Source organism: Spirochaetota bacterium (assembly GCA_004297825.1).
Classification (GTDB): Bacteria; Spirochaetota; UBA4802; order UBA4802; family UBA5368; genus FW300-bin19.
On sequence record SCSX01000003.1, the window covers coordinates 1 to 23,144 of the forward strand.

19 protein-coding genes are annotated in these 23,144 nt (G+C 59.0%); 12 read left to right on the forward strand and 7 right to left on the reverse strand.

Annotation, left to right across the window (positions count from 1 at the left end; all coding sequences use genetic code 11):
• From EPN93_00185 to EPN93_00205, 5 genes are all read left to right on the forward strand, one after another.
• On the forward strand, nt 1–488 hold a 488-nt coding region (locus EPN93_00185; protein TAL39916.1), incomplete at its 5' end, for a hypothetical protein.
• A 558-nt stretch (nt 489–1,046) separates the two neighbouring features.
• On the forward strand, nt 1,047–1,499 hold the full coding sequence (locus EPN93_00190; protein TAL39917.1) for a hypothetical protein: 453 nt from the start codon (nt 1,047–1,049) through the stop codon (nt 1,497–1,499).
• Nucleotides 1,500–1,517: 18 nt separating this feature from the next.
• Nucleotides 1,518–2,255, forward strand: coding sequence for a hypothetical protein (locus tag EPN93_00195; protein TAL39918.1), 738 nt, complete (start codon nt 1,518–1,520; stop codon nt 2,253–2,255).
• Between the two features lie 109 nt (nt 2,256–2,364).
• Nucleotides 2,365–3,921, forward strand: a complete 1,557-nt coding sequence (locus tag EPN93_00200) for a hypothetical protein (GenBank protein ID TAL39919.1) — start codon at nt 2,365–2,367, stop codon at nt 3,919–3,921.
• 92 nt (nt 3,922–4,013) lie between these two features.
• A complete protein-coding gene (locus EPN93_00205) occupies nt 4,014–4,226 on the forward strand; it encodes a DUF2283 domain-containing protein (GenBank protein TAL39920.1) in 213 nt (70 codons plus the stop codon).
• A gap of 38 nt (nt 4,227–4,264) precedes the next feature.
• Here EPN93_00205 and EPN93_00210 read toward each other — a convergent pair whose 3' ends face one another.
• Entirely contained in the window at nt 4,265–5,536 is a 1,272-nt protein-coding gene (locus EPN93_00210; protein ID TAL39921.1) for an MFS transporter, read from the reverse strand.
• Between the two features lie 216 nt (nt 5,537–5,752).
• Between EPN93_00210 and EPN93_00215 the strand changes: the two genes are divergently transcribed.
• From EPN93_00215 to EPN93_00235, 5 genes are all read left to right on the forward strand, one after another.
• Nucleotides 5,753–6,397 carry a class I SAM-dependent methyltransferase gene (locus EPN93_00215; protein TAL39922.1) on the forward strand — a complete coding sequence of 215 codons (645 nt, stop codon included), beginning with the start codon at nt 5,753–5,755 and terminating at the stop codon, nt 6,395–6,397.
• An 82-nt stretch (nt 6,398–6,479) separates the two neighbouring features.
• Nucleotides 6,480–7,292: an ion transporter gene (locus tag EPN93_00220; GenBank protein TAL39923.1), complete on the forward strand. Its 813-nt coding sequence runs from the start codon at nt 6,480–6,482 to the stop codon at nt 7,290–7,292.
• A 928-nt stretch (nt 7,293–8,220) separates the two neighbouring features.
• On the forward strand, nt 8,221–9,402 hold the full coding sequence (locus EPN93_00225; protein TAL39924.1) for a hypothetical protein: 1,182 nt from the start codon (nt 8,221–8,223) through the stop codon (nt 9,400–9,402).
• Between the two features lie 541 nt (nt 9,403–9,943).
• Nucleotides 9,944–10,372, forward strand: a complete 429-nt coding sequence (locus EPN93_00230) for a hypothetical protein (GenBank protein TAL39925.1) — start codon at nt 9,944–9,946, stop codon at nt 10,370–10,372.
• A gap of 85 nt (nt 10,373–10,457) precedes the next feature.
• The gene (locus EPN93_00235; protein TAL39926.1) at nt 10,458–11,315 is read left to right on the forward strand and encodes an NAD(P)-dependent oxidoreductase; all 858 of its coding nucleotides are present in this window, start codon (nt 10,458–10,460) and stop codon (nt 11,313–11,315) included.
• A 99-nt stretch (nt 11,316–11,414) separates the two neighbouring features.
• Here the strand turns inward: EPN93_00235 and EPN93_00240 are convergent, their stop codons facing one another.
• Both EPN93_00240 and EPN93_00245 read right to left on the reverse strand, forming a co-directional pair.
• Entirely contained in the window at nt 11,415–11,843 is a 429-nt protein-coding gene (locus EPN93_00240; GenBank protein ID TAL39927.1) for a bacteriohemerythrin, read from the reverse strand.
• Nucleotides 11,844–12,063: 220 nt separating this feature from the next.
• Nucleotides 12,064–13,791, reverse strand: a complete 1,728-nt coding sequence (locus tag EPN93_00245; protein ID TAL39928.1) for a helix-turn-helix domain-containing protein — start codon at nt 13,789–13,791, stop codon at nt 12,064–12,066.
• A gap of 203 nt (nt 13,792–13,994) precedes the next feature.
• On the opposite strand from EPN93_00245, the gene larA reads away from it, so the two are divergent.
• Nucleotides 13,995–15,269: a nickel-dependent lactate racemase gene (larA, locus tag EPN93_00250; GenBank protein TAL39929.1), complete on the forward strand. Its 1,275-nt coding sequence runs from the start codon at nt 13,995–13,997 to the stop codon at nt 15,267–15,269.
• A gap of 12 nt (nt 15,270–15,281) precedes the next feature.
• Here the strand turns inward: larA and EPN93_00255 are convergent, their stop codons facing one another.
• Together EPN93_00255 and EPN93_00260 are read right to left on the reverse strand one after the other, a co-directional pair.
• Nucleotides 15,282–15,944 carry a lysoplasmalogenase gene (locus EPN93_00255; protein TAL39930.1) on the reverse strand — a complete coding sequence of 221 codons (663 nt, stop codon included), beginning with the start codon at nt 15,942–15,944 and terminating at the stop codon, nt 15,282–15,284.
• Nucleotides 15,945–15,955: 11 nt separating this feature from the next.
• Nucleotides 15,956–17,953 carry a hypothetical protein gene (locus EPN93_00260; GenBank protein TAL39931.1) on the reverse strand — a complete coding sequence of 666 codons (1,998 nt, stop codon included), beginning with the start codon at nt 17,951–17,953 and terminating at the stop codon, nt 15,956–15,958.
• Between EPN93_00260 and EPN93_00265 the strand changes: the two genes are divergently transcribed.
• Nucleotides 17,565–19,943 carry a response regulator gene (locus EPN93_00265; protein TAL39932.1) on the forward strand — a complete coding sequence of 793 codons (2,379 nt, stop codon included), beginning with the start codon at nt 17,565–17,567 and terminating at the stop codon, nt 19,941–19,943. The genes EPN93_00260 and EPN93_00265 overlap by 389 nt on opposite strands.
• A gap of 81 nt (nt 19,944–20,024) precedes the next feature.
• On the opposite strand, the gene EPN93_00270 is transcribed toward EPN93_00265, so the two are convergent.
• Both EPN93_00270 and EPN93_00275 read right to left on the reverse strand, forming a co-directional pair.
• On the reverse strand, nt 20,025–22,166 hold the full coding sequence (locus EPN93_00270; protein ID TAL39933.1) for an alkaline ceramidase: 2,142 nt from the start codon (nt 22,164–22,166) through the stop codon (nt 20,025–20,027).
• Between the two features lie 134 nt (nt 22,167–22,300).
• Nucleotides 22,301–23,110 carry an enoyl-CoA hydratase/isomerase family protein gene (locus tag EPN93_00275; GenBank protein ID TAL39934.1) on the reverse strand — a complete coding sequence of 270 codons (810 nt, stop codon included), beginning with the start codon at nt 23,108–23,110 and terminating at the stop codon, nt 22,301–22,303.
• Between the last annotated feature and the right edge of the window lie 34 nt (nt 23,111–23,144).

Consider the following 23,144-nt stretch of genomic DNA (forward strand, 5'->3'; position numbering starts at 1 on the left):
CGGATGTCATGGTGCGTGCGGATGAATTTTGTGCCATTCCCCAGGCCATAGGGACTGTATTCGTAACGGAGAATGACATTAATGGCCTCTCATTTCCCCGGGTGAAAGATGCCATGATCCTCTTCGGACGCGGTTACGGATTTGACTTTCTACTGGACGCGCACTGGCTTCAGGAAAAGGAAATTTACTACTGGGGCGATATCGATACGCACGGATTCGCCATACTAAGCCAGTTCAGGGAGTATTTCCCGCGTACACACTCCTTCCTGATGGATTGTAAAGTATTACATGAATGCAGGGAGAGCTGGAGTGAGGAAGTTGAACAATTTCCCGGGGTGCCGCAGCGATTAAATAACGACGAGCTCGCCCTGTTTAACGCCATAAAAAAAGATCGTTACGGCAAATCCATCAGGCTCGAACAGGAATTGATACCGTTCGATCTGGTAGAAGCAATACTTGAGGAAATCGAAAACCTGCAATTAGACTGAATAAATGCGTTATTCCCGTTATATTTATTCTGGTTATTACCGCGATGTACTTCATTGAACATCACCGGGTTGGGGTAATGAAAAAGGAATTACGGGAGATATTGGGGTTGAATGAAGCGGCTGCCGACAAAACGTGACCGATTCGCTCCCGGTCGGATAACGTGCAATTTCTTGTGTGCATTATGTTCGACATTAATCCCACGAAACCGCGAGGTACTCATGCCCCCTACAGGAGCACTGAGAATTTCCTGAAACTTGTGCGGAATAATTATTGACTTCCTGGAATTTCCCATTAAAGGTTTTGTTCGATATTGAGATGCGCCATTGCTTGGTGAATTCTTGCATCAGCAAGCAATTTGCAAGCCCGTGAATTCTATTTATTAAACTGGTCGCAAACTTATCATCACCGCAAGTATTTGAGGGTTATTCATGCGGATTATTTATTCATATTTCATTGTTCTCCTATGCGCGCTATCTTGTAATACTTTTCCTGCCTACAATGGAAAAATAATAAACTATGCCTGCTTCTCAGTTCAACCCCCTTTCATCGGATGGAAAATGCAGGAATCACAAACAAGGCATACGATTCAAATAGTCTTTTTCGAACAAAGCTCGGATACTCACAGCAGGCTGGGAATCATCGAGGAATTAAATACCATAACTGGTCTCAAATCAAGAGATGATTTTGCCAATCAGATACGAGCATCGGTAGTCTCTGAGTACAAAGCGCCTCGATACGAGGTACTGTCATTCGACATGCAGGATTACAAGGCATTTGGCGATTATTGTGTTGTAGTAACCATGAAATACAAGGATTACCGCGCGGCGAACAAAGGCGGCGCAACGTTTTTAATTGTCGACGAAAAACGCTGCTGCTTTCTGCATCCCAATAATTCAAAACTATATACCATCGGCTACTCGGAAAGATATTCCGAGAAAGATACACATGCCGCGATAGATGCATATTACAGTGACTTAATCAATAGTTTTAAAATTAAAGAATGTAAATAAGATAATAATGAGGCGCAAATGAAAAGAACAAGCATTTATACAATAACCGCACTATTGATGAGCGCTTCAATTCTTTCTTGCTCCACCAGCAAAAATATCAAGCTTCTTCCGGAATTAAAAAATATGCGAATATCCAACGACCTGTATTTGTCCGAATTCCCCAATCCATCTAATTACGGAGCACCTGGCGGGATATTTTATATAACATACACCCAAATGACACTGCCGAAAATACTGGATATTTATAAGAGTATCGACAAGGGCGAACTTAGAGAAATTTTTATTCGGGAATTATCAAAGCAGTTAAAGCCTGCTGCCGAGCATGTCTCGATCAATAACCCGGAAAAAGCCCATCTGGTATTAGAAATACTCAAACAACCTTACACAAAGGAGGACTACAAGGCTAACCCGAGATTATCAAATTACGATTTTACAAAAGTACGGGAAAAGTTGGCAACCGAGTATATCCTTGAAATATACATATTCAATTGGGGCCACTATTATAACAATATGCATTACACCTTCATCAACGGTGCTGCTACAATTTATAATATTAAAACCAATACCATTGCATGGCGTTATTATTTCAGCAATAGTAATCCAATCGGAGCTCTGACAATTAGCGGTGTTGGCGTAAGTACTATCGATAAAGAGCTGGTCGCAAAAAGCTTGAACGCTAATATTGTTACAATTACCTCTGAGGTTGAACAAAACTTATTGACCGAATTCAAGGAAATTAACAAACCAAAAAACTGAATACTCACTATCTTTCATAAATTCTTCTTGCCCCAACCCACCCTTATCCCCATACTAATCTTCGTATGCCCCAACAACACGCTTCTCGAAAATAAGCGCGAGGCCCCCCATGCCCAACAATCTCTCCCGCCGCGACCTCATCCTTAAATCTATAAAAATCGGCACCGCCGCCTTAGGCGCGGGCCTCCTTGGCTACGGCGCCTACTCCTTCCTGAAGCAGGACGAGATCGAGGACCTGTACGACACCTACCCGCCGGCCGCCTCCGTCTACCCTCTGAAAATAGCGGACCCGAACGCGCCGAAACCGAACATCGTCTATATCATGTGCGACGACCTGGGATACGGCGACGTGGGCTGCAACGGGGGGCGCGTGATTCGGACCCCGAATATTGACGCGCTCGCCGCGACGGGCACGCGGTTTACCGACTTCTACTCGTGCAACGCGGTGTGCGCGCCGGCGCGGGCGGGGCTCCTCACGGGGCGCTACCCGTTCCGGACCGGGGTCATAGGCAATCCCTTCCCCAAGGGCGAGCCCGTGGGGCGGGTCATGGCGCGCAAGCTGGGAGAGGCGCTCAAGGGACTGGGCGTCATGGACACGCGGGAGAATTACGCGGGCATGGGCCTCTCGTCCCACGAGATCACGTTGGCCGAGGGCTTAAAGAAGGCCGGGTACCGAACCGGGATGGTGGGCAAGTGGCACCTGGGCGATTACAGCAAGGACCCGGCGCGCAATCCCCTGCGCCACGGCTTCGATAAATATTTCGGCGTGCCGCACTCGAACGACATGGTCCCCTGCCCGCTCTTCCGCGACGATGAGATGCTCGAGGAGGACATAGGCGAAAACCAGGCGCGGATAACCGGGATGTACACGGAGGAGGCGCTCAGGTTTATCGACGAATCGGGCCGCGGGCCTTTCTTTCTGTACCTCGCGCATACCTTCCCCCATCAGCCGCTCTACGCGTCGGAGCGCTTCCTGAAAAAATCCGCCGCGGGGATCTTTGGCGACGCGGTCGAGGAGGTCGACTGGAGCGTGGGCGAGATCGTGAAGCGCCTGCGCGAGAAGGGCCTGGAGCGCAACACGCTCGTGATCTTCACGAGCGACAACGGCCCCTGGTACGAGGGGAGCGCGGGCCCCTTCCGCGGGCGCAAGGGACAGAGCTACGAGGGCGGATTCCGCGTGCCCTTCATCGCCTCGTGGCCGGGACGCATCCCCGCGGGACGGGTGAGCGGCGTTCCGCTCATGAACCTGGATATCCTCCCCACCGCCTTCGCCCTCGCCGGCGTGGAGCTCCCCCGGGACCGCGTCATAGACGGAAAGAACGTCATGAACGTCCTCTCGGGGACCGATACAGCCGCGCCCCACGAGGCGATCTTCTTCTACCATTACGATCTCCTTGAAGGGGTCCGCATGGGCGACTGGAAATATTTTGACAAGGTGAACCGCTACGTGTGGCCCGTCTCGATGGACGCCGCCTCCCTCGCCGATTCGCTCGGCAAAAAGCAGATGGGGAACCGGTGGCCGCTGCTGTACGACGTGAAACGCGATCCGGGCGAGAGCTACAACGTGATCAATACGCGCCCCGAGGTCGCGGAAAAGCTCAAGGCCGCGATGCAGGATTGGGCGCGCGAGGCGGGGAAGGATCCTCGGGGGTTTAATAAGGGGTAACGGAGCGTTCCTGATTTCTTCTTGACCTTCGTGTCCCAATATAATAATCATCAACGCTATCCCACCGATAAAATAAAGGAGGGAACGCAAGTATGGAAAAAATAAAAGTATATTATGATAAGGAAGGCAACACCCTTATCGTATGGTTCGGCGATTCGGCCAAAGAATACATCTGCGAGGAGACCGGGGACGAGGTCATCCTCATGAAGGATAAAAACGGCCGCGTCCTGGGATTTGAAAAACTGAATTATCTTCCGAATCCCCCCGCCGAGAGGAATATCGTGTTTGAAACAGCAACGGTTTAGATTCCATTACGTCGCTTCGAAGGCGATATCATTCGTTATCACTGACCCTTAGCCTTCTCCCCCTTCCCCTCAGTCAGGAAAAACGCAAGCACCAGTCCGATACAAAAAAGCACTGTGATCATTTTCATGTTGAAAAAGATCACGATCGGAATCCCGCTTATCTGCCCGCTCAGCATGAGTATCCCGTTTGAAGTCGCTTCCGGGACCGGGTGGGTCTTTTCGACCGCGAAGGTGAGCCCCACCGGCAGCGCGGGCACGAGGAAAAATCCGAACACGAACCCGCACGCACCCAGCGCCACGATGGATGAGAGCGTCTGTATCAGGATGGTCATGGGTATTGCCGCCGATACCGCGGCGATCAGGAATATCTTCCGCGTGCGGTACCTGTCGGAGAGCGCGGACAAGATCACCGCGCCGAACATGCCGCCGATCACCATGAGCCCCCCGACTATTCCCGGCGCGAGCGTCGATTCGATATCGAGCGGCCTGTCCTTGAAAATGTTGTCGATCTCGGTCAATATGCCGTTAAAGGCGCCAAGGCCGATAAAGAACAGCGCGAGGAGAATCAGGAAGTCCCTGTTCCCGAAGAGCGCCTTGAGGCCCACGGTCATGGAAACCTTCTTCTCGTTCGCGTAGGCATTGGGGGGAAATTCCGGCTTCTCCTTGAACAGGAAGATGAACAGGATCATCGCGACGAGCGCGGGAATCCCGTACGCGTAGAGGATGACCCGGATGCCCTCCTGCACGGTGCCCAGCGCGCGGTAATGCGCCATGATGAAGTCGGTGCCGAACATGACCGTGGTGAACCCGACAAACATCGACATGGTCAGCAGGCCGGACGCGAGCGCCTCCTCTTTTTCCGGGAACCAGTTCGCCGCGAGCTTGGTGAATGCGTTGAGCACGAACGGCTGAGCGACGGCGCATCCGATCATGGACACCAGGAGCCACGTGTAATTGGGCGCGAAAATACGCATGAACCCGCATACGCCTATCAGAATAACGCCGATCCCCGCCCCGCGCTTCAATCCGTAGGTATCGATACACCAGGCCGCGGGGACCGCGAACGGAAGCCACGAAAACATGGCGAGCATGGCCAGGTAATCGATCTGATCGACATTCCCCGCGGTATAGACGGCCGCTGCGTCGCGTGCTATGGGGGCGAACGTCATCCACATTATCTGGGACAACGCGGTTATGAGCATGTAAACGGCCAGCACCACCCACCGATAGGGGGTCACTTCCACACGCGCGCTTTGATCCATACATTTGCCTCCTGATCCCGGCGGAATCGTTTCATTGAAAACGCTCATGGCGAGCACTGGATGAACCGTATGCGAGCGAGGCTGATGCCTGCCGGCATGGTAGGGGAATTTTCGACAAAGTCAAAGTAAATTTCGGGGGCACGTGCGGCATCCCCGCCGGAAGATCGAATCATTCTTGACACACCGCTATTTCCCGTTATCTATAAATAAACTCATCCGAAAAAATCCCGCCGGGCCCGCCCCGGCGACCCGGGAGCGAACACAATGAAAATGCGCGTTATTCTCATCCTGGTAATAATCCTGGCCGCGGCGCTGGGGCTCTTTTACTTCCTGGGCGGCCGTGACTGGATCGAGTCCGTGTCGTTGAATTACACGATGGAAACGGACTCCCGGTTAAAGAAGCTGAAAGTCGACCAAGTGATCCGGACCCTGGACCTGAAACCCGGCCAGAAGGTGGCGGATATCGGCGCCGGGACCGGCCTGTTCACCTGGCCCATGGCCCGGATAACCGCGCCGCAGGGGATCGTGTACGCGGTCGATATCAACCAGTTCGTCCTGGATGACCTGGGAAAAAAAGCAGCCGCGCTGAAAGCCGGGAATGTGCGTGTTGTAAAGGCCCAATCGGACGATCCGCTCATACCCGAGCCGGTGGACCTCATCTTCAGTTGTGGGACGATACACTATATAGAAGACCAGGCCGCCTATTTTACAACGCTGCGCAAGTACCTTAAACCGGGCGGACGAATCGCGATCATCGATCTGCAAAAAAGTCACCCGACGGTGGGACACCGCATCCATTACACCCCGGAAGAACAGGACACATGGCTTGCACGCGCCGGTTTCACCCGCACTGCACGATACGACTTCCTGGAAGATTTTTATTTCGTCGAGTACCAGGTGAAGCGATAAAGCGCGGTGATTAGCGCTTGGGTGCAGGGGTATTCGCCGCTGCCCCTGCAACATGATATAATTCCTGAGTTTTGAGGTGATTATGTTACAGTCCGCAAAAAAAGCTATTCATCGTGTAATTGAGGCATCAACTGGAAAAGACATCCGAGGCAACGCATTTGATTTATTCCTGATTATATTAATTGTCTTAAATGTAGTAGCGGTCACTCTTGAGACCGTTAAATCATTACATGATGTCTTTTGTCCATTCTTTAGAACGTTTGAAATAATATCTGTAATAATTTTTAGTATAGAATATTTACTGCGTCTGTGGTCATGCACTGAAACCATAAAGTATAAACATCCAATAAAAGGCAGGTTGTTATTCGCCATATCCCCAATGGGTTTGATCGATCTTTTTGCGATATTGCCTTTCTATTTGCCAATGGTATTTATATTTGATTTAAGAATGTTACGCGCAATTCGTCTGTTAAGAATATTAAGATTGTTAAAAATCGGCAGATATTCAAAATCATTAAGATTATTAGGTGATGTCTTCAAGTCTAAAAAACCGGATTTAGCGATAGCACTTCTAATTTTGTTGCTACTATTAGTTTTTTCATCAAGCATAATGTACTATGTCGAGCATGAAACCCAGCCGGATAATTTTTCCAGTATACCTTATGCGATGTGGTGGTCGGTGGCAACACTGACTACTGTCGGCTATGGAGATGTTTTTCCCACAACAATTATAGGTAAACTATTCGGTGCAATAATATCGATACTGGGGATTGGATTCTTTGCATTGCCTACGGGAATATTGGCCTCCGGATTGATTGAGCAAATTCAAAAGAGAGATATGAAAAGCAATAATGATGATAAAAAATACTGTCCTCATTGCGGAAACCAGCTTTGAAAATCGACAAGCAGCCTAGATTCGCTCCAGAATCAAATTGCAATCCACAGCGACTTCCTCCCCCGCTATTTGCACAACCAGATTCGAGATGGAAGAAAACGGGAGTAGTGTCATTTTCGCGCATTCAACCAGTCGCGAACACGACGTTCGCGGCGGCCACCGTATTTTCCGCATCCTGCGGGCGGTGGCAGGCGAACGTCGTGTTCGCACGCCACCGCTATTTCCGCATCCTGCGGGCGGTGGCAGGCGAACATCGTGTTCGCACGCCGATGCGATACAAGGATGTATAACCAGCGGCCGCAACGGTAGGCACATCGATCTTCCAGCCGTTAACGGGCAATGTTATTCAATAGTAGTAGTTTTATAGCAAGGGGTGATGCTTGCAAGTGATTATCCAGAATAGAGCGTGCGACGGACAGGATGTCCTAGTGGCCCGCGTGAAAAAGCCATCCTGGCTTGCGCGTGCAGGCGCACGTCCTGTGTGCACCCGGGCGCGCGACACGAGGTCGCGTCTGCGCCCGGCGCGGAGGTGTTCGCTGTTGAACACCCCTGGCAAAAGCATCCCCTTGCCAAGGGGCCACTTGCATCCGGATACCCTCCCGGGTATATTGAACTCAAGGCACAGCGCGGGGCGATTCCGGCCCGTTGGGATTTTGCAACATTAATCGCCGCGACGCATATTCTCGTTGCAAGTATGGGGAAAACATTTGATATGGTCATATACGTGCCGTATAGTTATCATGTGAGGGTAACTACACACCGCGCCGGGAAGACAGCGTGCGCGGGCGGCAGCGCGGTACATCCTCCGGTGAAGGAGGCGTATCGGCCATGACGTTCTTCAAGCCACGAACAGCTACAAGGCCTGGATACAGAGAATCGGCGAACCGAACGTGAGATTCCGGACAGGTTAATAAATCAGGGGTTATAGATGGAAAACAAGAAGGTATTCATAGGGAATCTGGACTTCGCGGTCACGGGTACGGAAGTCAAGGACCTGCTCTCGCAATACGGCGCCGTTACGGCCATAAAGATGCGCAAGAAGAAGGGCTACGCGATCGTCGAGATGGAAGAAGCGGCACAGGCCGAGGAGGCCGTCGCGAAGCTGACCGGCACGATGTACAAGGAGCGCGAGATCCGCATAAGCATGGCGCTCAAACCGGAAAAGGCGAAGTCATTGTCGGTCAAAAAGTACCGCGAGCGCGGGGAGGTTTTCGCTAAGGAAAAAGCGGAGGGGGAGCCGGGGGCCGATACGCCTGATGGCGAAATTCCGTTCGAACGGGAAGACAAGCCCTTCAAAAGGAAGAGGACGGAAAGAACCGGACCCCCGCGCGGTAAACCGAAAGCCGATTTCAGGCCTAAGAAGAGAACCGCACCGTTCAGGGAAAGGTCCGCGCCGGTATATAAAGGCGCAAAGCCCGCCCCGACCGAAAAGGACCTCGAACGGTGGGAAACGGAGCAGCCGGTCGATTCGTCGCGTTCGCCGGGAAAGGTATGGTCCGGTGAAAAGCCCGTGTATATCTCGAAACCCGCACCCGAGGACGGGCGGAAGCCTTACCGCGCATCCCCCGGCCGCACGCGCGGCGCCGGATCCGGTGAAAGGTCCTACGGATCGGGAACCGGCAGGAAGAAAACCGGCAATGAAAAGGGGTACGGTTCGCCGCGGCCCCAGAAGAGGGAATGGACCCGTGAAAAGCCCGCGTATTCCGACAAACCCGCGCGCGAAGGCGGGAGATCCGAGCGCGGCGGCTCGTCGAGACCGGAACGCGGACCCAGTGAACGATCCTACGGCCAGAAAGAGCGGCCGTTCGGAAATTACTCCCGGGAAAAGTCCGGGACGCCGCGCCCACCCAGGAAGGAATGGTCGCCCGGGAAATCCTCCGGTTCATCCAGGCCGGCGGGCGGCGGATGGAACGAGAAGCCCCGCAGGAGCGCGTCCCCGGGCGACGGCCCGCGCGCGCATTCGAAACCGAGACCCGGGGGCGGGTCGAAGGACAGATTCGCACGGCCGTCCGGTCCTAAAACGGGCGATCGCGGGAGAAAAAGTCCGGGCGGCTCGTCGCGGCCCGGACCCCGCACAGGCGCGGGGGGACGGCGCCCCAAGGGCGACTGACGGTTAAAATCCCCTCAGGCTCCGCGCCGGCTAAAGGCGCGACATCGTGTCGCAACGCCGGGTGCGCACACGAGGTGCGCCCGTGCCCATGCGCCAGGATGGCGCATTCGTGGGCACCATTAGCGCATCCTGTACGTCACAGCTCCCCTTTGGTAACTACCCATTACCCACAAGTCAAAAAACGCCCCCCATACCCCCCGGCGGGGGGCAACGACATCTGCCATTAATAGAAAATGCATATTCTGCAGATCGTTGAAGTCCCCCTCCGGGGGATTTAGGGGGCCTCCTGAGGCAGTTTTTGTGATATGGGTAGTTGAAAAAAGGGGAGACATTAGGGAACGCAGCTTGAAATTATGGAGACCAAATAGGAAAAAGCTTTGGGAATCCTGTCCCGGTTCTACCAGCTGCAGCACGCTGCGCGTAAAATCAAATTATCATTGAAATCGCCCGTCCGTCATGCATACATGGAATGATCCCGCCGTGGGATGGACGGAATGTCATCACCCATGCCTGCGCGGATCTCGTAACCCGGAGGAACTATATGAAACGGACCCTTTCCATCGCGCTCGCGCTCGCCGTGTTCCCATTATATCTAAACGCCGCACCGGCCAAGGCCCCCGCGTTCTGGGCGGCGCGCAGTCAGAACGTGTGGGAATTCATGGGCAGCAACAAGTACTCCCTCAGGGAAAGCTACGGCCCGTTCAAGGGGTCCCAGAGCGCGAGCGTGAAGCTCCAGGAAGGCAAAAAATATGCCTTCGCCGCCGTCGCGGGCAACGACAACGGGAATTTCCACCTGTACCTGGAGGAGGACGGCCGCGAAATATTCAGGGCCGATTACGACTGGTTCAACAATGTGAATATCGCGTTTGAATGGTTCAACCTGCCCAAGACCAAATCATATATCCTGCGTCTCAAGGACCAGACCGGGGGCATGACGGAGTACGTTATGTACGTGTTCGAAAAGAAATAGCGCACGCGAAAAGCGCCCCGCGCTTTGACTGCCGCCCCGTCCTTAGGCACCTTCCATATAGCAACTCATGCGGAGGTGTCATCACATGGATCTCGCGAACAAGACGCTCCTCATCACCGGCAGCAGCAGGGGAATAGGACTCGCGATCGCGCTGCGTGCGGCACGGGACGGGGCCAACATCGTCGTGGTCGGGAAGACCGCCGAGCCCAACCCGAAGCTTCCCGGCACCGTGTACGACGCGGTCCGGGAGATCGAGCGGGCGGGCGGGAAGGCCGTGGCCGCTATCTGCGACATACGGTACGAGGACCAGGTACGGGCCGCGGTCGACGCGGGCGTGAAGGCGTTCGGCGGGATCGATATCGTGGTGAACAACGCGAGCGCGATCAGCCTTACGCGTATCGGCGACACCGAAATGAAGCGCTTCGACCTTATGTTTGCGGTGAACGTGCGGGGGACCTTCATGACCACGAAGATCGCGCTCCCGTATCTCCGGAAGAGCGCCAATCCGCACGTGCTGGTTCTCTCGCCGCCCCTTGCCATGGACGGCCGCTGGTTTCAAAACAATCTCGCCTACACCATGTCCAAGTACGGGATGTCGATGTGCGTGCTGGGGCTGGCGCGGGAGCTCGCGGACGACAGTATTGCGGTCAACGCGCTCTGGCCGCGCACCGCGATCGCGACGGCGGCCGTGCAGAACCTCTTGGGCGGCGACGAGATGATGCGCCATTCCCGCACACCGGAAATCGTGGCGGACGCGGCATGGTACGTCCTCACCTCCCCTGCGCGGGAGACGACCGGTAACTTCTACATAGACGACGAGGTGCTCATGGCGAACGGTATCTGCGACCTCACGCCGTATGCGGTCGACCCTGGCGCGCCGCTCGCGCGGGACTTCTTCCTTCACGGGGAGGGGGACGTAGAAAACTACTGTGAGGATATCTGAGGCGGGGGTGCCGGATGGGCCGCGACCGGCCGCCGCGCGGAACATCGCGGAGCTCAAGCCGCCTCCCCTGGGGAGGCGTACTTTTTTCGTGCGGCCTTGCTAACCTTCGGTTTCCCTGACCTTTAGATCCTGCAATTCGATGTACGCCCCGATCTTCTTGTCTTTGTCCATGATGTGCTTCGTGAGCCAGTTGAAGAGAAAATTCAGGAATTCCTCGGTATCCACGGGCTTGCCGTCCAGAAGCTGCGTCCTGAAATCGAGCGCCTGGGCGGTGAGCGTGTCGTGTTCCAGCTTGTGGGATTCGTAGCGGGGATAGTCTATCTCGCGCATGAGAGCCTCTTCGCTCTTGAAATGGTACGCGGTGTAATCCACGAGCGCGTCGAGCGCGCCCTCGATCGTCTGTTTCTCCGCGGATTCCGTCTTGACAATGTCATAAAGCGCCCTCGTCAACTCGAAGAGCGTGCGGTGCTGTTCGTCCACCTGCTCGACGTTGATCGCGAATTTGTCGTTCCATACGATTACAATCATTGCTGTTCTCCCGGTTTATACCGCGTGGACCCGGCTTCCCGTGCCAAACCGCCCGCCTTTGCGCATAAACTTTTCTTCACCGGCCGCGATCTGTCAAGTTTTTACGCGACTCGTCCCCTGCACCGGCCGGGGACGCTCAGCTCAATTCGACTCCGCTCATTGAGCGTAGTCGAAATGAGCGGAGTCGAAACAGGCAACCGCGAATAGACGCGAATGAACGCTAATGATTTTTAGATTCGCGCTTATTCGCGTGCATTCGCGGTTCAGCCGCTGATTCCCGGTACTCCGTAGGCGTGATACCCATTACCCTGTGGAAGGCGCGGTTGAACGTGGGGATGCTTTCGAAGCCCGCGGCGAAGGCGATGTGGACGATGTTCTCGTCGGTCCGGGCCAGGCGGCGCGCCGCCTCCTTCACGCGGAGTTCGTTGACGAAGTCGCTTATCTTTTTACCGGTGCGGATCTTGAAATAGCGCCCCAGCGAGTCCGGGTGCATGTCGAGCATGGCAGCCAGCCCCTCGCGCGCAACGTCATCCAGGTAGTTCTCCTCCAGGTAGGCGATCGCCTTCGCGATCTTCTCCTCGATCGCCGGAGTGAGATCGGTGCGCCCCGTGGGCCTGCGGGCGTTTGCCATGCGCTGGTAGAGAAAGGCGTTTTCGAGTGCCGCCGCCGCCTGGTTCATGAACGCGGCGATGATCCTTTCGTCTTCCTCGGCAAAGCGTCCCGACGAGGCGCGCTTCACGAGGCACCCTGCGCCGATAATCTCCCCGCCCAGGCGAAGCGGCACCGCCAGGACGTCGCTTCCCCCGCCCCGCGTCTCGCCGCGTCCCCGGGAGGCGATGATGCGCCCCCCCTCGCGGAAGGAACGACCCGCGAGCGCCACCGCCCTTCGCGGGGGAACCGCGTCCCCGGGGCTGGACGAGCGGAGCTCCAGCCCGCCCCGCTCCCCCGCGAGGAAGATGAAGCCCTCGTCGGCCGACGAGATCTCCACGGCCTTGCCGATCGCGCGGCGGAGCAGGTCCTCAATGTTCGATATCACCGCCAGGTCGCGGCTGAGCTTCGCCATCCCGGCGCCCTGGTCCTGGGCCGCGAGCCGCTCGAGGGAGCGCGCCGCGCGCGTCGACTTGCCGGGGGCGGAAAGCTCCGACAGTATCTCGGCGTACAGCCCCTTCCCGATCTCGCTGAAGAGAAGCTCCATGCTCCGCTCGTTCACCTTTTCCGTGAGCCTCAGGTTGAGCGCGCGTACCTCGCGATCAAGGGTGATGAGCTTGTTCTGGAGCACGTAGGCCATGGAGAAGATGACGACCATGTAGGCGTACTCGATGAGGAAGACGAACGGGTACACGTCCTCGCCCACCAGCATGTCGTTCATGGCCGCGGCGAAGAACACGACCAGGGCAACGAGGAGCGGGCGCGCGTGCTCACGGCCCCCCTCGCGGTAATGCCGCGCGATCATCCAGAGCAGGAAGACGAACCCGGCCGCCATCGAGAGGTACTGGATTTCGTACACCGTCCCGGGATCGCCTTCGTAGTAGGTGATCGCGAGTCCCGCGAGCGAGACTTGCTTGGGCCGCGGCATATCGACCGTGAGCGTGAGCGCTCCCCTGAGCGCGAGCCCCGCGACGAAGAGCGCGCTCATCCATCCCGTGATGAGCGCCAGTACGCGGCGCGGGCGGTAGCCCGTGAAGTGGCTCGCGAACCAGAGTATCGAGATCGAGAAGAGGCACAGCGACGCAAACTGGAGGCGCTGCCAGGTGATGCCCTCCTCCACGGACGCGGAATTGTACAGGCCCGCGCAGAACACGTTGTAGCATCCTATGACGACGCAGGTGAGCGCAAAGGAAAGGTTTTCGGGTTCCGCGCGGCGGCGGGACCAGGACCACAGGTAGGTGGCCCCCACGTAGAAGCAGATCGCTGCCATCATGAGGACCGGGACGGACACCCAGTTCATTCGTACTCTCCGGTTGCGCGCGGTTTTGCCGGGGCTCCCTGATGGCTACACCGTGCGGGCCCGATTGTCAAGGGGAATCCGCACGCGGGGATTTCTCTTGACCGGCGCAGCGGAGGGGGATAGGGTCCGATACACGAACGGTCCGGAGCGCTCTTATTTTTTCAGCGCGCCCGTTCACTCCCGCGCAGAGGACGCGAATCGGCATGATGATAAGGCTTCCCTACGGACGGGGCTGCATCGAGGCCCGGGTGCCCGATACCGCCGTGGTAGTATCGGGCCGCAAGGCCCATCCCCTGCCCGACCCGGAAGGAGCGCTCCTCCAGGGCCTGCGCGCGCCCACGGGCTGTCCGCCGCTCGCCCGGTGCGTGCGCCCCGGCATGTCCGTCGTCATCGTCCACACCGACGCGACGCGCGCGACCCCGAATTCCATGGTTCTTCCCGTGATCGTCGACGAGCTCAACCGCGCGGGCGTTCCCGACTCGCGCATAACGCTCCTGAACGCGACCGGCGCCCACCGCGCCCAGACCGAGGGCGAAATGCGCGCGCTCGTGGGCGGCCCGCTGTTCGCCCGCGTACGCTGCGTACAGCACGACGCCTGCGACGCGGCCGCGCACGCCGCGTGCGGCGCGACGCCCGGGGGAAACCGCGTGGAGCTCGACCGCGCCTACCTGGACGCCCAGTTTAGAATCGTAACCGGGTTCATAGAGCCACACTTCTTCGCGGGCTACAGCGGCGGGCCCAAGGCGATCCTGCCCGGCATCGCCTCGCTCGGGAGCATCACGGCGAACCACGCGGCGCACCTGGTCTCGCACCAGGACGCGACCTGGGGGGTCACGGAGGGGAACCCGGTGTGGGAGGAGATGGCGGCGGCCGCGCGGCTCGCGCCGCCCGACTTTTGCGTGAACGTGAGCCTGGATCCCGACGCGCGCGTGACGGGCGTCTTCGCGGGCGAGCTCTTCGCCGCGCACGCCGCGGGATGCGCCTTTGTGCGGGAGCACGCGATGGCGGGGGTGGACGAGGCCTTCGACGTGACGATCGCGACCAACAGCGGCTACCCGCTCGACCAGAACCTCTACCAGGCGGTCAAGGGAATGAGCGCGGCGGCGCGCGTCACGCGCCCCGGCGGGACGATCATCATCGCCGCGGCGTGCGAGGAAGGGCTCCCCTCCCACGGAAATTACGCGGCGCTCCTGGGCCGCTACCCCGCGGCCCGTGACGCGCACGCGGCGCTGGGCGGACTCTCCGACACCATGCCCGACCAGTGGCAGGCGCTCATCCACGCCCGCATCGCCGCGGACTTCGACGTCCGCATCTTCACCGGCGGGCTCGACGATGCCTCCGCTTCGCGCGCCTGGCTCATCCGCACGCCCTCCGTGGAAAAGGCGCTTGCCGATGCGCTGGACGTAATGAAAGGCGGCCGGGTGGGCATCCTGCCCGACGGGCCGCTGGTCATCCCCTTCCTCAAACCCCGGAATTGACGGGGCGCGTCCCTAGAACATCAGGTATCCCTGCACCAGGAGGAACTGACCGCCCAGGTACGTGCTCATGGTATAGAGCCGCTCATGCGGAATTTCCCGCGCGAACTTGTTGTAGGCGTTCACCGTATCGGACACCATGAAGACGAACGCGCCCGCCATCGCGAGGAGCGCCCCCATGAAACGCACCGTCCCGAGCGGCAGCACTGTCGCCGCGCCCATGAGCACGATTATGGCGATATAAGCGACGATCGCCGGAAGCATCTTCCCCGCGTGGGGGGCTATGAGCCGGTACCCGGTCGCTCCCGTCGCGACGAAGACCGCGAGCGCGCACCATCCCCAGGCGGGGACGTTCCCCGCACTCCCCATATACGAAGCGAACACGATGATGTACAACACGTGCCCGGCCAGGAAGGCCGCGAGCCCCGGCTTGAACCAGCGGCGCGTTTTTTCAGGGTCGGGGATCATGAGAAAGATGTCGCCCAGCCAACCCCCGGCAAGCGCCGCGACCATGATCCAGTTGACGCTGGGCGCGGCCGCGGCGTAGTAGAGGGCGAGCGAGAGCACGAGGAAGGGCTTGGTGGCATAACGGCCCGGGAGCGAACTCAGCGCCTCGGCGGCGAGGTGCGCGAGGGCGGTCGCGGCGAAAAAGGCGAGCAGGACGACGTGAAGTTCCATTAATACGCTCCTTATACCGGTATGGGCGCGATCACCTGCGACGAGGCAAGCACCCAGGTGATGATGCACGCGTTCAGGACGGCGCCCGCGTAGATCGTGCCCGTGAGCTGGTGCATCCACGCCGAGAGCGCGGCCGTGAGCGCGAAGAGGGCGAGCATGGGAAATATATTGATCACGAAAACCACGAAGAGCCCGTTAGGGCCCGTGAAGGGAATGAACCCGTTTATGAAGAGCGGGACGTACTGTACCAGGAGAAAGATCACGAGCGGCAGGCACAGCGCGAGCGCCGCGTACCCCGCGCGCGCGGCGAGGGTCGGGAGCCAGCCGCCGTCCGCGGGCCTGCGTATTTGGCCGTGGAGGAACGCGCCGGTGACCGCGAGGCAGAAGAGCACGAACGGGAAGTAGAGCAGGAACATGCCCGCGCGGTACGCCGTGAGATCGTTCATGAAGGGATAGACGAATCGATAATTGACGATGAAGCATTTTTCCGCGACAAGCTCGACGGCGTACATGAAGGCGAAGAGCGCGCCCGCGAGGAGCACGGCCCTGCCCAGCGCCCCCCGGTCGATCGCCGGGCCGTTTTCAGAGAAGCTCACCCCCAAGTCCGCGAGCGTGACGCCGCGGGGCGCCGCCTTATTCTTGTACCAGCGCCTGAAGAGCACAAGGCCGATCGCGTTCACCCAGACGAGCCACCATACGATCGCGTTCACCATCATCATGGGAAACGCGCCGTCAATGTGCGCGACATACTTGTGGAACCCGAACAGGAGCAGGATGAGCGGCAGGTAGAGCCACATGAGCAAGCCGTTCACGGCGGCGAATTTCGCGTATGCCCCGGGTGCGCATTCGTAGCGCTCGAAGTCGCGCCTGAGCGCGCCAAAGAAGGGAAGCCTTATAAAGATTAGCGCCAGGGGGAAGAGCGCGGCGAAGCCCGCGAGCATCGCGACGAGCGTCGCGAGCTCCTTGCGCTTCCAGGTCTGGTCGTCCGGATTTATCCACGCGTCGGGCGCGGGATCGAGCGCGGCACGCAGCCAGGAAAGCGTCTCGGCGATCGCCTCGGCGCTGTGGGACTCGTGCACGTGGGTGATGGCCGGCACCGCGACCCTGCGCGCGTTCCCCTTCGCGAAATCCCCGTAGGTGACGGCGAGCTTCGCGTCGTCGCGGCCGAAGGCGCGCTTCGTGCGCACTGTCCCCATCCAATCCTTCTCGATGTCGCGCGTGCCGGTCATGCGCGCCCTGAACTCGTCGTACTTTCCGATGACCATGAGCATATTGCGCGGCATCTCGTGCGTGGCTTCGTCCGTGTACGCGTAGCCCGTGATGACGAGCGCGCGCAGCCCCGAGTCCCCGAGCGCGACCTTGTACGCCATCTCCGCCCCGAGGCTATGGCCCATGATGCCCACGCGCGCGGGATCGACGAAGTCGAGGCCGCGCAGGTACGCGACCGCGCCCGTACCGCCGTAGGTGGGATCGAAACCGGGATCCGCGGGCCTTCCGGAAATCCCCGAGTGCCCGCGCCCGATCGCGTCTATGTTCAGCACGGCGATGCCGCGCCGCGCGGTTTCCAGGGAGTACGCGTCGCCCGTCTCCCGGTTGTTCTGGTAGCCGTGAATATACACCATGCCGGGCACCGGTTTCGCGCGCGTCGCGCCTTCCGGCGCGAAGAGCTTGGCGCGCACCATGATGCCGCTGGCGTTTTCGAACCACGCGTCGGACACGCGAACCCTTCCGAAATCGCGCTGGACCAGGGACGCAGTCAGGACCGAAAGCGCGGAGAGAGCGACGCATGCCAGCAGGGCCAGGAACGCCCCGGACCTCTGCGGCGATTTGACAAGCGCACCAGTATTCATGGCGACCTCCGGGTTGATAGGGAAACCGGGCGAACTGGGGACACCGACCTTCGCATCATGGAGGCCCGCCCCGGAGGAGTCAACCGTATATTGCCGTCCGTTCGGCGGGACGCTTGTCCCCGGAAGGGGTGCGAATACCACGCGTGACAGTCTCCGCATTGCCTTCGGCAGCGGGAATCGGGACAGCGATAAATCCTTGCATTTTCCGGTGACAGGTTTAGTTTCGGGGTATGATATTTACGTCCGCGGGGTCGGCGTATCGGAACCCTGCGTGGAGGAAGCCCGGGTGCTTGCCGCGATCACGCCGATAGTTTTGCTTTCTCTCTGTTCAGGCATCCTGCTGATAGGGACGGTGCTGTATCTCTACGTGTATTCGGTTACACGGACGCGCCTGTACCTCGCGACGGTCATTATCGGCTCCCTGGGAATCCTCTATACCTGCATCGACATGCTCGTGATAGTTTCCGGCATACGCGGACTGCCCCGAACGGGTATGGAATTCCACCGGATAGAGGCGCTCGTGGTCGCGTACTACATGTTCGCCCTGCCCTACATGTTTCACCACATGCTCGAACTTACCCCCGCGCTTAAGCGGGCCAACCGTGCAATCTACTCGACCACCCTGGTGATCGCGGTGTTCATGACCGCCTGGGCATTCATCTCGCCGAACGAGTACCTGGCGCTGTCCAGGGTCCCCGGAACCGTTGAGACGCCATGGAACCTGGGAAGGGGGACCCCGGGAATCCTCTACCGGGTCCGCGATTTCATCATTTTCGCGCTCTCGATGTACACGCTCGCGCTCATGGTCGTAGAGATCAGGCTCACCAGAAAGACCCGCCGCGCGATACTTCTGCTCGCGGGCCTGGTGATCGGCATTTCCACGGGCGTGACCGACCTCGTGCTCGCCGTAAGTGAAAGGGATACCGGCCTTTTTACGATCCGGACGTTTCCCCTGTTCTGCCTCGGGGTGACCGCGTTCACCGTCCTCGCGATGATTTCCATCATGATGCTTTTCCTGGACCAGGCGAAATCAGTGGAGCGGATGCGGAAGAACGAGTACCTGGAGCTGCTCGCCGGCGGGATCGCCCACGACTTCAACAATATCCTTACCGGCGTGCTCGCGAACGCATCGCTGGCCCGCGCGACCCTGCCCGCCGCGCACGGCGTCTATCCTCTCATTGAGGAGATCGAAAAAGCCTCGCTCAGGGCGAAGATCCTGAGCGGGCAGCTGCTCACCTTCTCGCGGGGCGGCGTGATCGAGAAGAGCTTCGTCTCCCTGTCGGGGCTGATACGCGACACGGTGCGCTTCTCCATGACGGGTTCGAACATCGATGTGCAGTATGCCCTGGGCGAGGATATCCTTAACGCGGTCGTGGATGTAAACCAGATCTCGCAGGTCATCCAGAACCTCGCGATAAACGCCAAGCAGGCGATGAAGGAAGGCGGACGCCTTGTCGTAAGCGCGGACAACGTCACGCTCACCGGGGACTCTCCGGTGCTTTTCGCCGGACGATACGTTCGAATCCGTTTCCAGGACACCGGCACCGGAATTCCCGAAAATCTTCTCCATTCCATTTTCGAGCCTTATTTCAGCACCAAGCCCGGGGGAGAGGGCCTGGGGCTCGCGATATCCTTCTCCATCGTCAAGAAGCACGGCGGCCATATCGAGGCGGCCTCGCGGCCGAACGAGGGAAGCACCTTCACGGTATATCTTCCCGCGACGGACGAAAAGGCCCCCGGCGAGGCGAGACCCGTCGCGCCGCCATCCTGTTTTTCCGGGAGGGTGCTGCTCATGGACGACGAGGAGCTCGTCCTTAAAATAGGCGCGAACCTCCTGAGGCACATGGGCTTCGAGCCGGTATGCGTGAAGCGCGGCGAGGACGCGATCGATGAATTCCGCAGGGCGCGTGAAGCCGGCCGGCCCTTCAGGCTGATCATCATGGACCTTACCATCACCGGCGGCATGGGGGGCGTCGATACGGTCGTAAGGATCAAGGAGCTCGATCCCGCGGCGAAGGTGATCGTTTCCACGGGGTACGCCCATGACCTCACGGTTTCCGAGCACACGAGGTTCGGGTTCGACGGCGCTATCATCAAGCCGTATACGTTCGAAGAATTCCGCAAGGCGATCGAGGCGGTGTGCGCGTAGTACATTACGGAATGGGATATGTGGGGATAGAGGAGATGCGAAGAAGGCACGGATTCGAATCCGCGCCTTCTTCGTTACGATTTACTGCACCGTAAAGGTGCGCGAGGTGCCGGTGTATGCGTAAATATTACCGTTCCACCCGTTCTTGTAATGACCGAAATGCCGGATGCGGTACGTCCCCGTCGCGGCCCCCGTCGTATCCCAGGTGATCTCGATCTTGGAATTGGCCACGCCGTCGCGCGCCCAGTGGTAGGTGGTCTCGGGATCCCAGTCGCGCGCAACGGTTACCCACGATGAACCGGATTGCTTTTCCACCGTAAGGTAGGTCCCCTGTATCTGCAGGTTGTTCTTGGGATGCCCGCCCCAGAACACGACCCGGGCGCGCGCTCCCCGCGCGTACGACGCCGCGGCCTGCGTCTCGACGTCGCCGAAATTCTTGAAGAGCGGCTTGTCGTCGAACACCACGCCCGTCTGGAAGCACGCCTGGTCGCCGCTCAGATCGTCGGGGGTAGGCCCGCCGTCCACGGCCGAACCGTCGCGCAGTGCGGTTGCGAGTTTCAGGAATTCCTGCTGGTAAGCCTTGAGCGTGTACGGGCCGAAATGCACGCCCGCGCCCTCGTAATGCTGCTTCGCGTATTCCTCGCGCGTCGTCACGTAGGAGGCGTACGCGTTCGAAAGCCCCGCGATGACGGCATGCGTTACGCCGCTTCCCGAAAGCCCGGAAAGGACGGTGTTCCGCAGGCGCCTGCCCGCCATGGTCGTGATCTCGGTGGGCTGGGCGACGATCGCGAAGTTCCCGATCTTCAACACCTGCACGGGGAGTATCGGCGGCGTCCAGGGATTGCCATCGAAGCTCGCGCGCCCGGTGGGAATGAGTATGGGCTTTTCCGCGTGACAGGCCTTGTAATCGTCGTCGAGCGTGGTCGGCCAAGCGACCGCGAATATCCCCGGCAGGAAGCTGGTGAGGAACGCGTTGCGCGCGTTCTCGCTCCACTGCGCGCTGTCCACGGTGACGCCCTCGTCGAACATACCGTCGACCGGCGACAGGTTGTCCTCGGTGCTTCCCGCGGCAAAGGACGCGCCCATCGCCGCGTCGCAGGTCACGCATCCCGCATCGTCCACGTACAGGCCGGAGAAATCGACATAGCGGTGCCGGTAATCCACGGCCCCGGTGAGCATCGTGCCTGCGCCGTTATAGAGCTCCAGGGCCTTGGCGAGCTGCCGCTGCGCGATGGTCCAGCAGTGGGCGTAATCGGTCACCCCGTCGGCGGGTCCCCAGAGGTTGGGGGTCACGTCGCCCGCGTTTGCCTGGGCGAAGGAAGCCACGAAGGTTTTCTGCGCAAGATAGTCGGTCCCCTTCATCTTTTCGAAGAGGTAGGAAGCGAGCCCCTTATTGTCGCTCCCGATGAGCTTGTTCGTCGGTCCCACCGAGGTGGGATGAACCGCGAACCAGTTTATCATCCCGATCTCCGCGCCCTGCAAGTCCACGAGCTTCAGGAGCGTCATGGTCCGGTCGACGTTCGCGGTATAGGCGGCGCGCTCCGCGGCAGGGTTGTTGTCATAAGCGACGGGCGAGCGGTTCATGCTCGCGTTGTCGAGCTCGCCGCTGCTGATATATATCCTGCCGGGGGCGAGGTTCTGATGCGCCCTGAGTATCGCGCGGTAAATACCGTCCACGATGGCGTTGTAGTTCTGCTCTATGAATCCCATTGTGGTAACATTGTACAGGAAATAGTGGGAGAAGCCTCCCGGCCCGCTGTGCGTGTGGATCGCGGAGAGGAGGACGTTCTTGTCGTTGTAATAGGGAGCGGTCGCCGAATTCGCCTGGAGTTTCGCGGTCACTCCCTGCTTGACGGACTGGAAGATCATTCCCAGGTCGCCGCTCACGAAGACGACGCGTTTAGCCCCGTCCCCGATTATGTACGCGCGCGCGCGCAGCCTGGTGAAGATACCCTCGGTCTTCTGTGCGGTATCGGCGAAGCCCATCATGCCCACCTCTGCGGCGGGACCGGTGATGTCGTAGATGCCGGCGCCCACCAGGTAGACTCCCTGGCCGGGATTGACCTCGCTCGCATCGAACGTGGCTTTTATGGGCGAATCCAGTCCTTCGTCCGCCGATACGTCTTTGCCTTCACCCGCGTTGAAGCACCCGGGTGCGGTGACCACGGCGAGAAGGAGCGACAGGATGAGGCTCGTGAACCAGCGGCTGCGTGGCACAATCATGGGCGAATCCTCCGGTTAGTGTGATACGGATACGGATTTCGTTCCGTCCGTCCGGTTTGTACCCTATACGTTACGATTAATCTTCTCAATTCCTGATCGATCAGAAATTGAACTGACATGTCGGATTTATTATTTTATTCTACATCCGGAAATTCGGGCTCCTTTTTCGAAAGAAGCGCCGTGATCCCGTGGATGCATTCGCCCCCCGCGATAAGGGCTATGGCCTGCTCGGATTCGAAATCGAGCGCCTTGCCCATGGGAAGCTCCCGGCTCGCGCGAATGACCGCGAGCGCGGCGCGCACGGAGGCGGGACCGTTGCGCGCGATTTCATGCGCCAGCGCACAGGCCTCGTCCAGGCACTTCCCCGGGGCGCTCACGCGGTCCGCGAGCCCCATCGCGTGCGCCTCAGCCGCGTCCACCTTGCGCGCCGAGAGGATCATGTCGGCCGCCCTGCCCGTCCCTATGAGCCGCGCGAGCGCAACGCCGCCCCCCCAGTCGGGGATGAGCCCCAGGCGCACCTCGGAGAAGCAGAATACCGCGGCGGGGTCCGCCACGCGCATGTCGCAGCGCGACGCGAGCTCGGCGCCGCCACCGTAGGCCATGCCGTTCACGGCGGCGATCACCGGCACCGGGAGCCCCGTGAAGCGGTCGACCGTGGTGCGGATAAGCCGGATGAGCCCCTCCACGGGCTTGGGGTCGTGTTTCTGGACGGCGCCCACCAGCGCCGCGACCTGGGGGTTATCGGGATTTACGTCGAAACCCGCGCAAAACGCGCGCGCGCCGGCACCGGTGATCACGATCGCCCGGGGCATCGCGGCCAGGAGGTCGTCCGTGGCTTTTCCCAGGCTCATCCACATGTCTTCATTAAAAGCATTGTGCCGATCGGGGCGATCCATGGTGAGGATCGCGATTTTCCCGTCCCGCCTTATCTCAACCGGGCTCATAACCCCTCCTTGATGTGCTGAATTGAACCGAAAC

Bases quoted from the DNA above. Each gene is read 5' to 3' on its own strand.
- EPN93_00270 (TAL39933.1), bottom strand. From the start codon at position 22,166: ATGATTGTGCCACGCAGCCGCTGGTTCACGAGCCTCATCCTGTCGCTC.
- EPN93_00210 (TAL39921.1), bottom strand. From the start codon at position 5,536: ATGAGCGTTTTCAATGAAACGATTCCGCCGGGATCAGGAGGCAAATGT.
- EPN93_00225 (TAL39924.1), top strand. From the start codon at position 8,221: ATGGAAAACAAGAAGGTATTCATAGGGAATCTGGACTTCGCGGTCACG.
- EPN93_00230 (TAL39925.1), top strand. From the start codon at position 9,944: ATGAAACGGACCCTTTCCATCGCGCTCGCGCTCGCCGTGTTCCCATTA.
- EPN93_00190 (TAL39917.1), top strand. From the start codon at position 1,047: ATGCAGGAATCACAAACAAGGCATACGATTCAAATAGTCTTTTTCGAA.
- EPN93_00260 (TAL39931.1), bottom strand. From the start codon at position 17,953: ATGCGGAGACTGTCACGCGTGGTATTCGCACCCCTTCCGGGGACAAGC.
- EPN93_00205 (TAL39920.1), top strand. From the start codon at position 4,014: ATGGAAAAAATAAAAGTATATTATGATAAGGAAGGCAACACCCTTATC.
- EPN93_00275 (TAL39934.1), bottom strand. From the start codon at position 23,110: ATGAGCCCGGTTGAGATAAGGCGGGACGGGAAAATCGCGATCCTCACC.
- EPN93_00255 (TAL39930.1), bottom strand. From the start codon at position 15,944: ATGGAACTTCACGTCGTCCTGCTCGCCTTTTTCGCCGCGACCGCCCTC.
- EPN93_00215 (TAL39922.1), top strand. From the start codon at position 5,753: ATGAAAATGCGCGTTATTCTCATCCTGGTAATAATCCTGGCCGCGGCG.
- EPN93_00240 (TAL39927.1), bottom strand. From the start codon at position 11,843: ATGATTGTAATCGTATGGAACGACAAATTCGCGATCAACGTCGAGCAG.
- larA (TAL39929.1), top strand. From the start codon at position 13,995: ATGATGATAAGGCTTCCCTACGGACGGGGCTGCATCGAGGCCCGGGTG.
- EPN93_00195 (TAL39918.1), top strand. From the start codon at position 1,518: ATGAAAAGAACAAGCATTTATACAATAACCGCACTATTGATGAGCGCT.
- EPN93_00245 (TAL39928.1), bottom strand. From the start codon at position 13,791: ATGAACTGGGTGTCCGTCCCGGTCCTCATGATGGCAGCGATCTGCTTC.
- EPN93_00235 (TAL39926.1), top strand. From the start codon at position 10,458: ATGGATCTCGCGAACAAGACGCTCCTCATCACCGGCAGCAGCAGGGGA.
- EPN93_00200 (TAL39919.1), top strand. From the start codon at position 2,365: ATGCCCAACAATCTCTCCCGCCGCGACCTCATCCTTAAATCTATAAAA.
- EPN93_00220 (TAL39923.1), top strand. From the start codon at position 6,480: ATGTTACAGTCCGCAAAAAAAGCTATTCATCGTGTAATTGAGGCATCA.
- EPN93_00265 (TAL39932.1), top strand. From the start codon at position 17,565: ATGCCGGGCACCGGTTTCGCGCGCGTCGCGCCTTCCGGCGCGAAGAGC.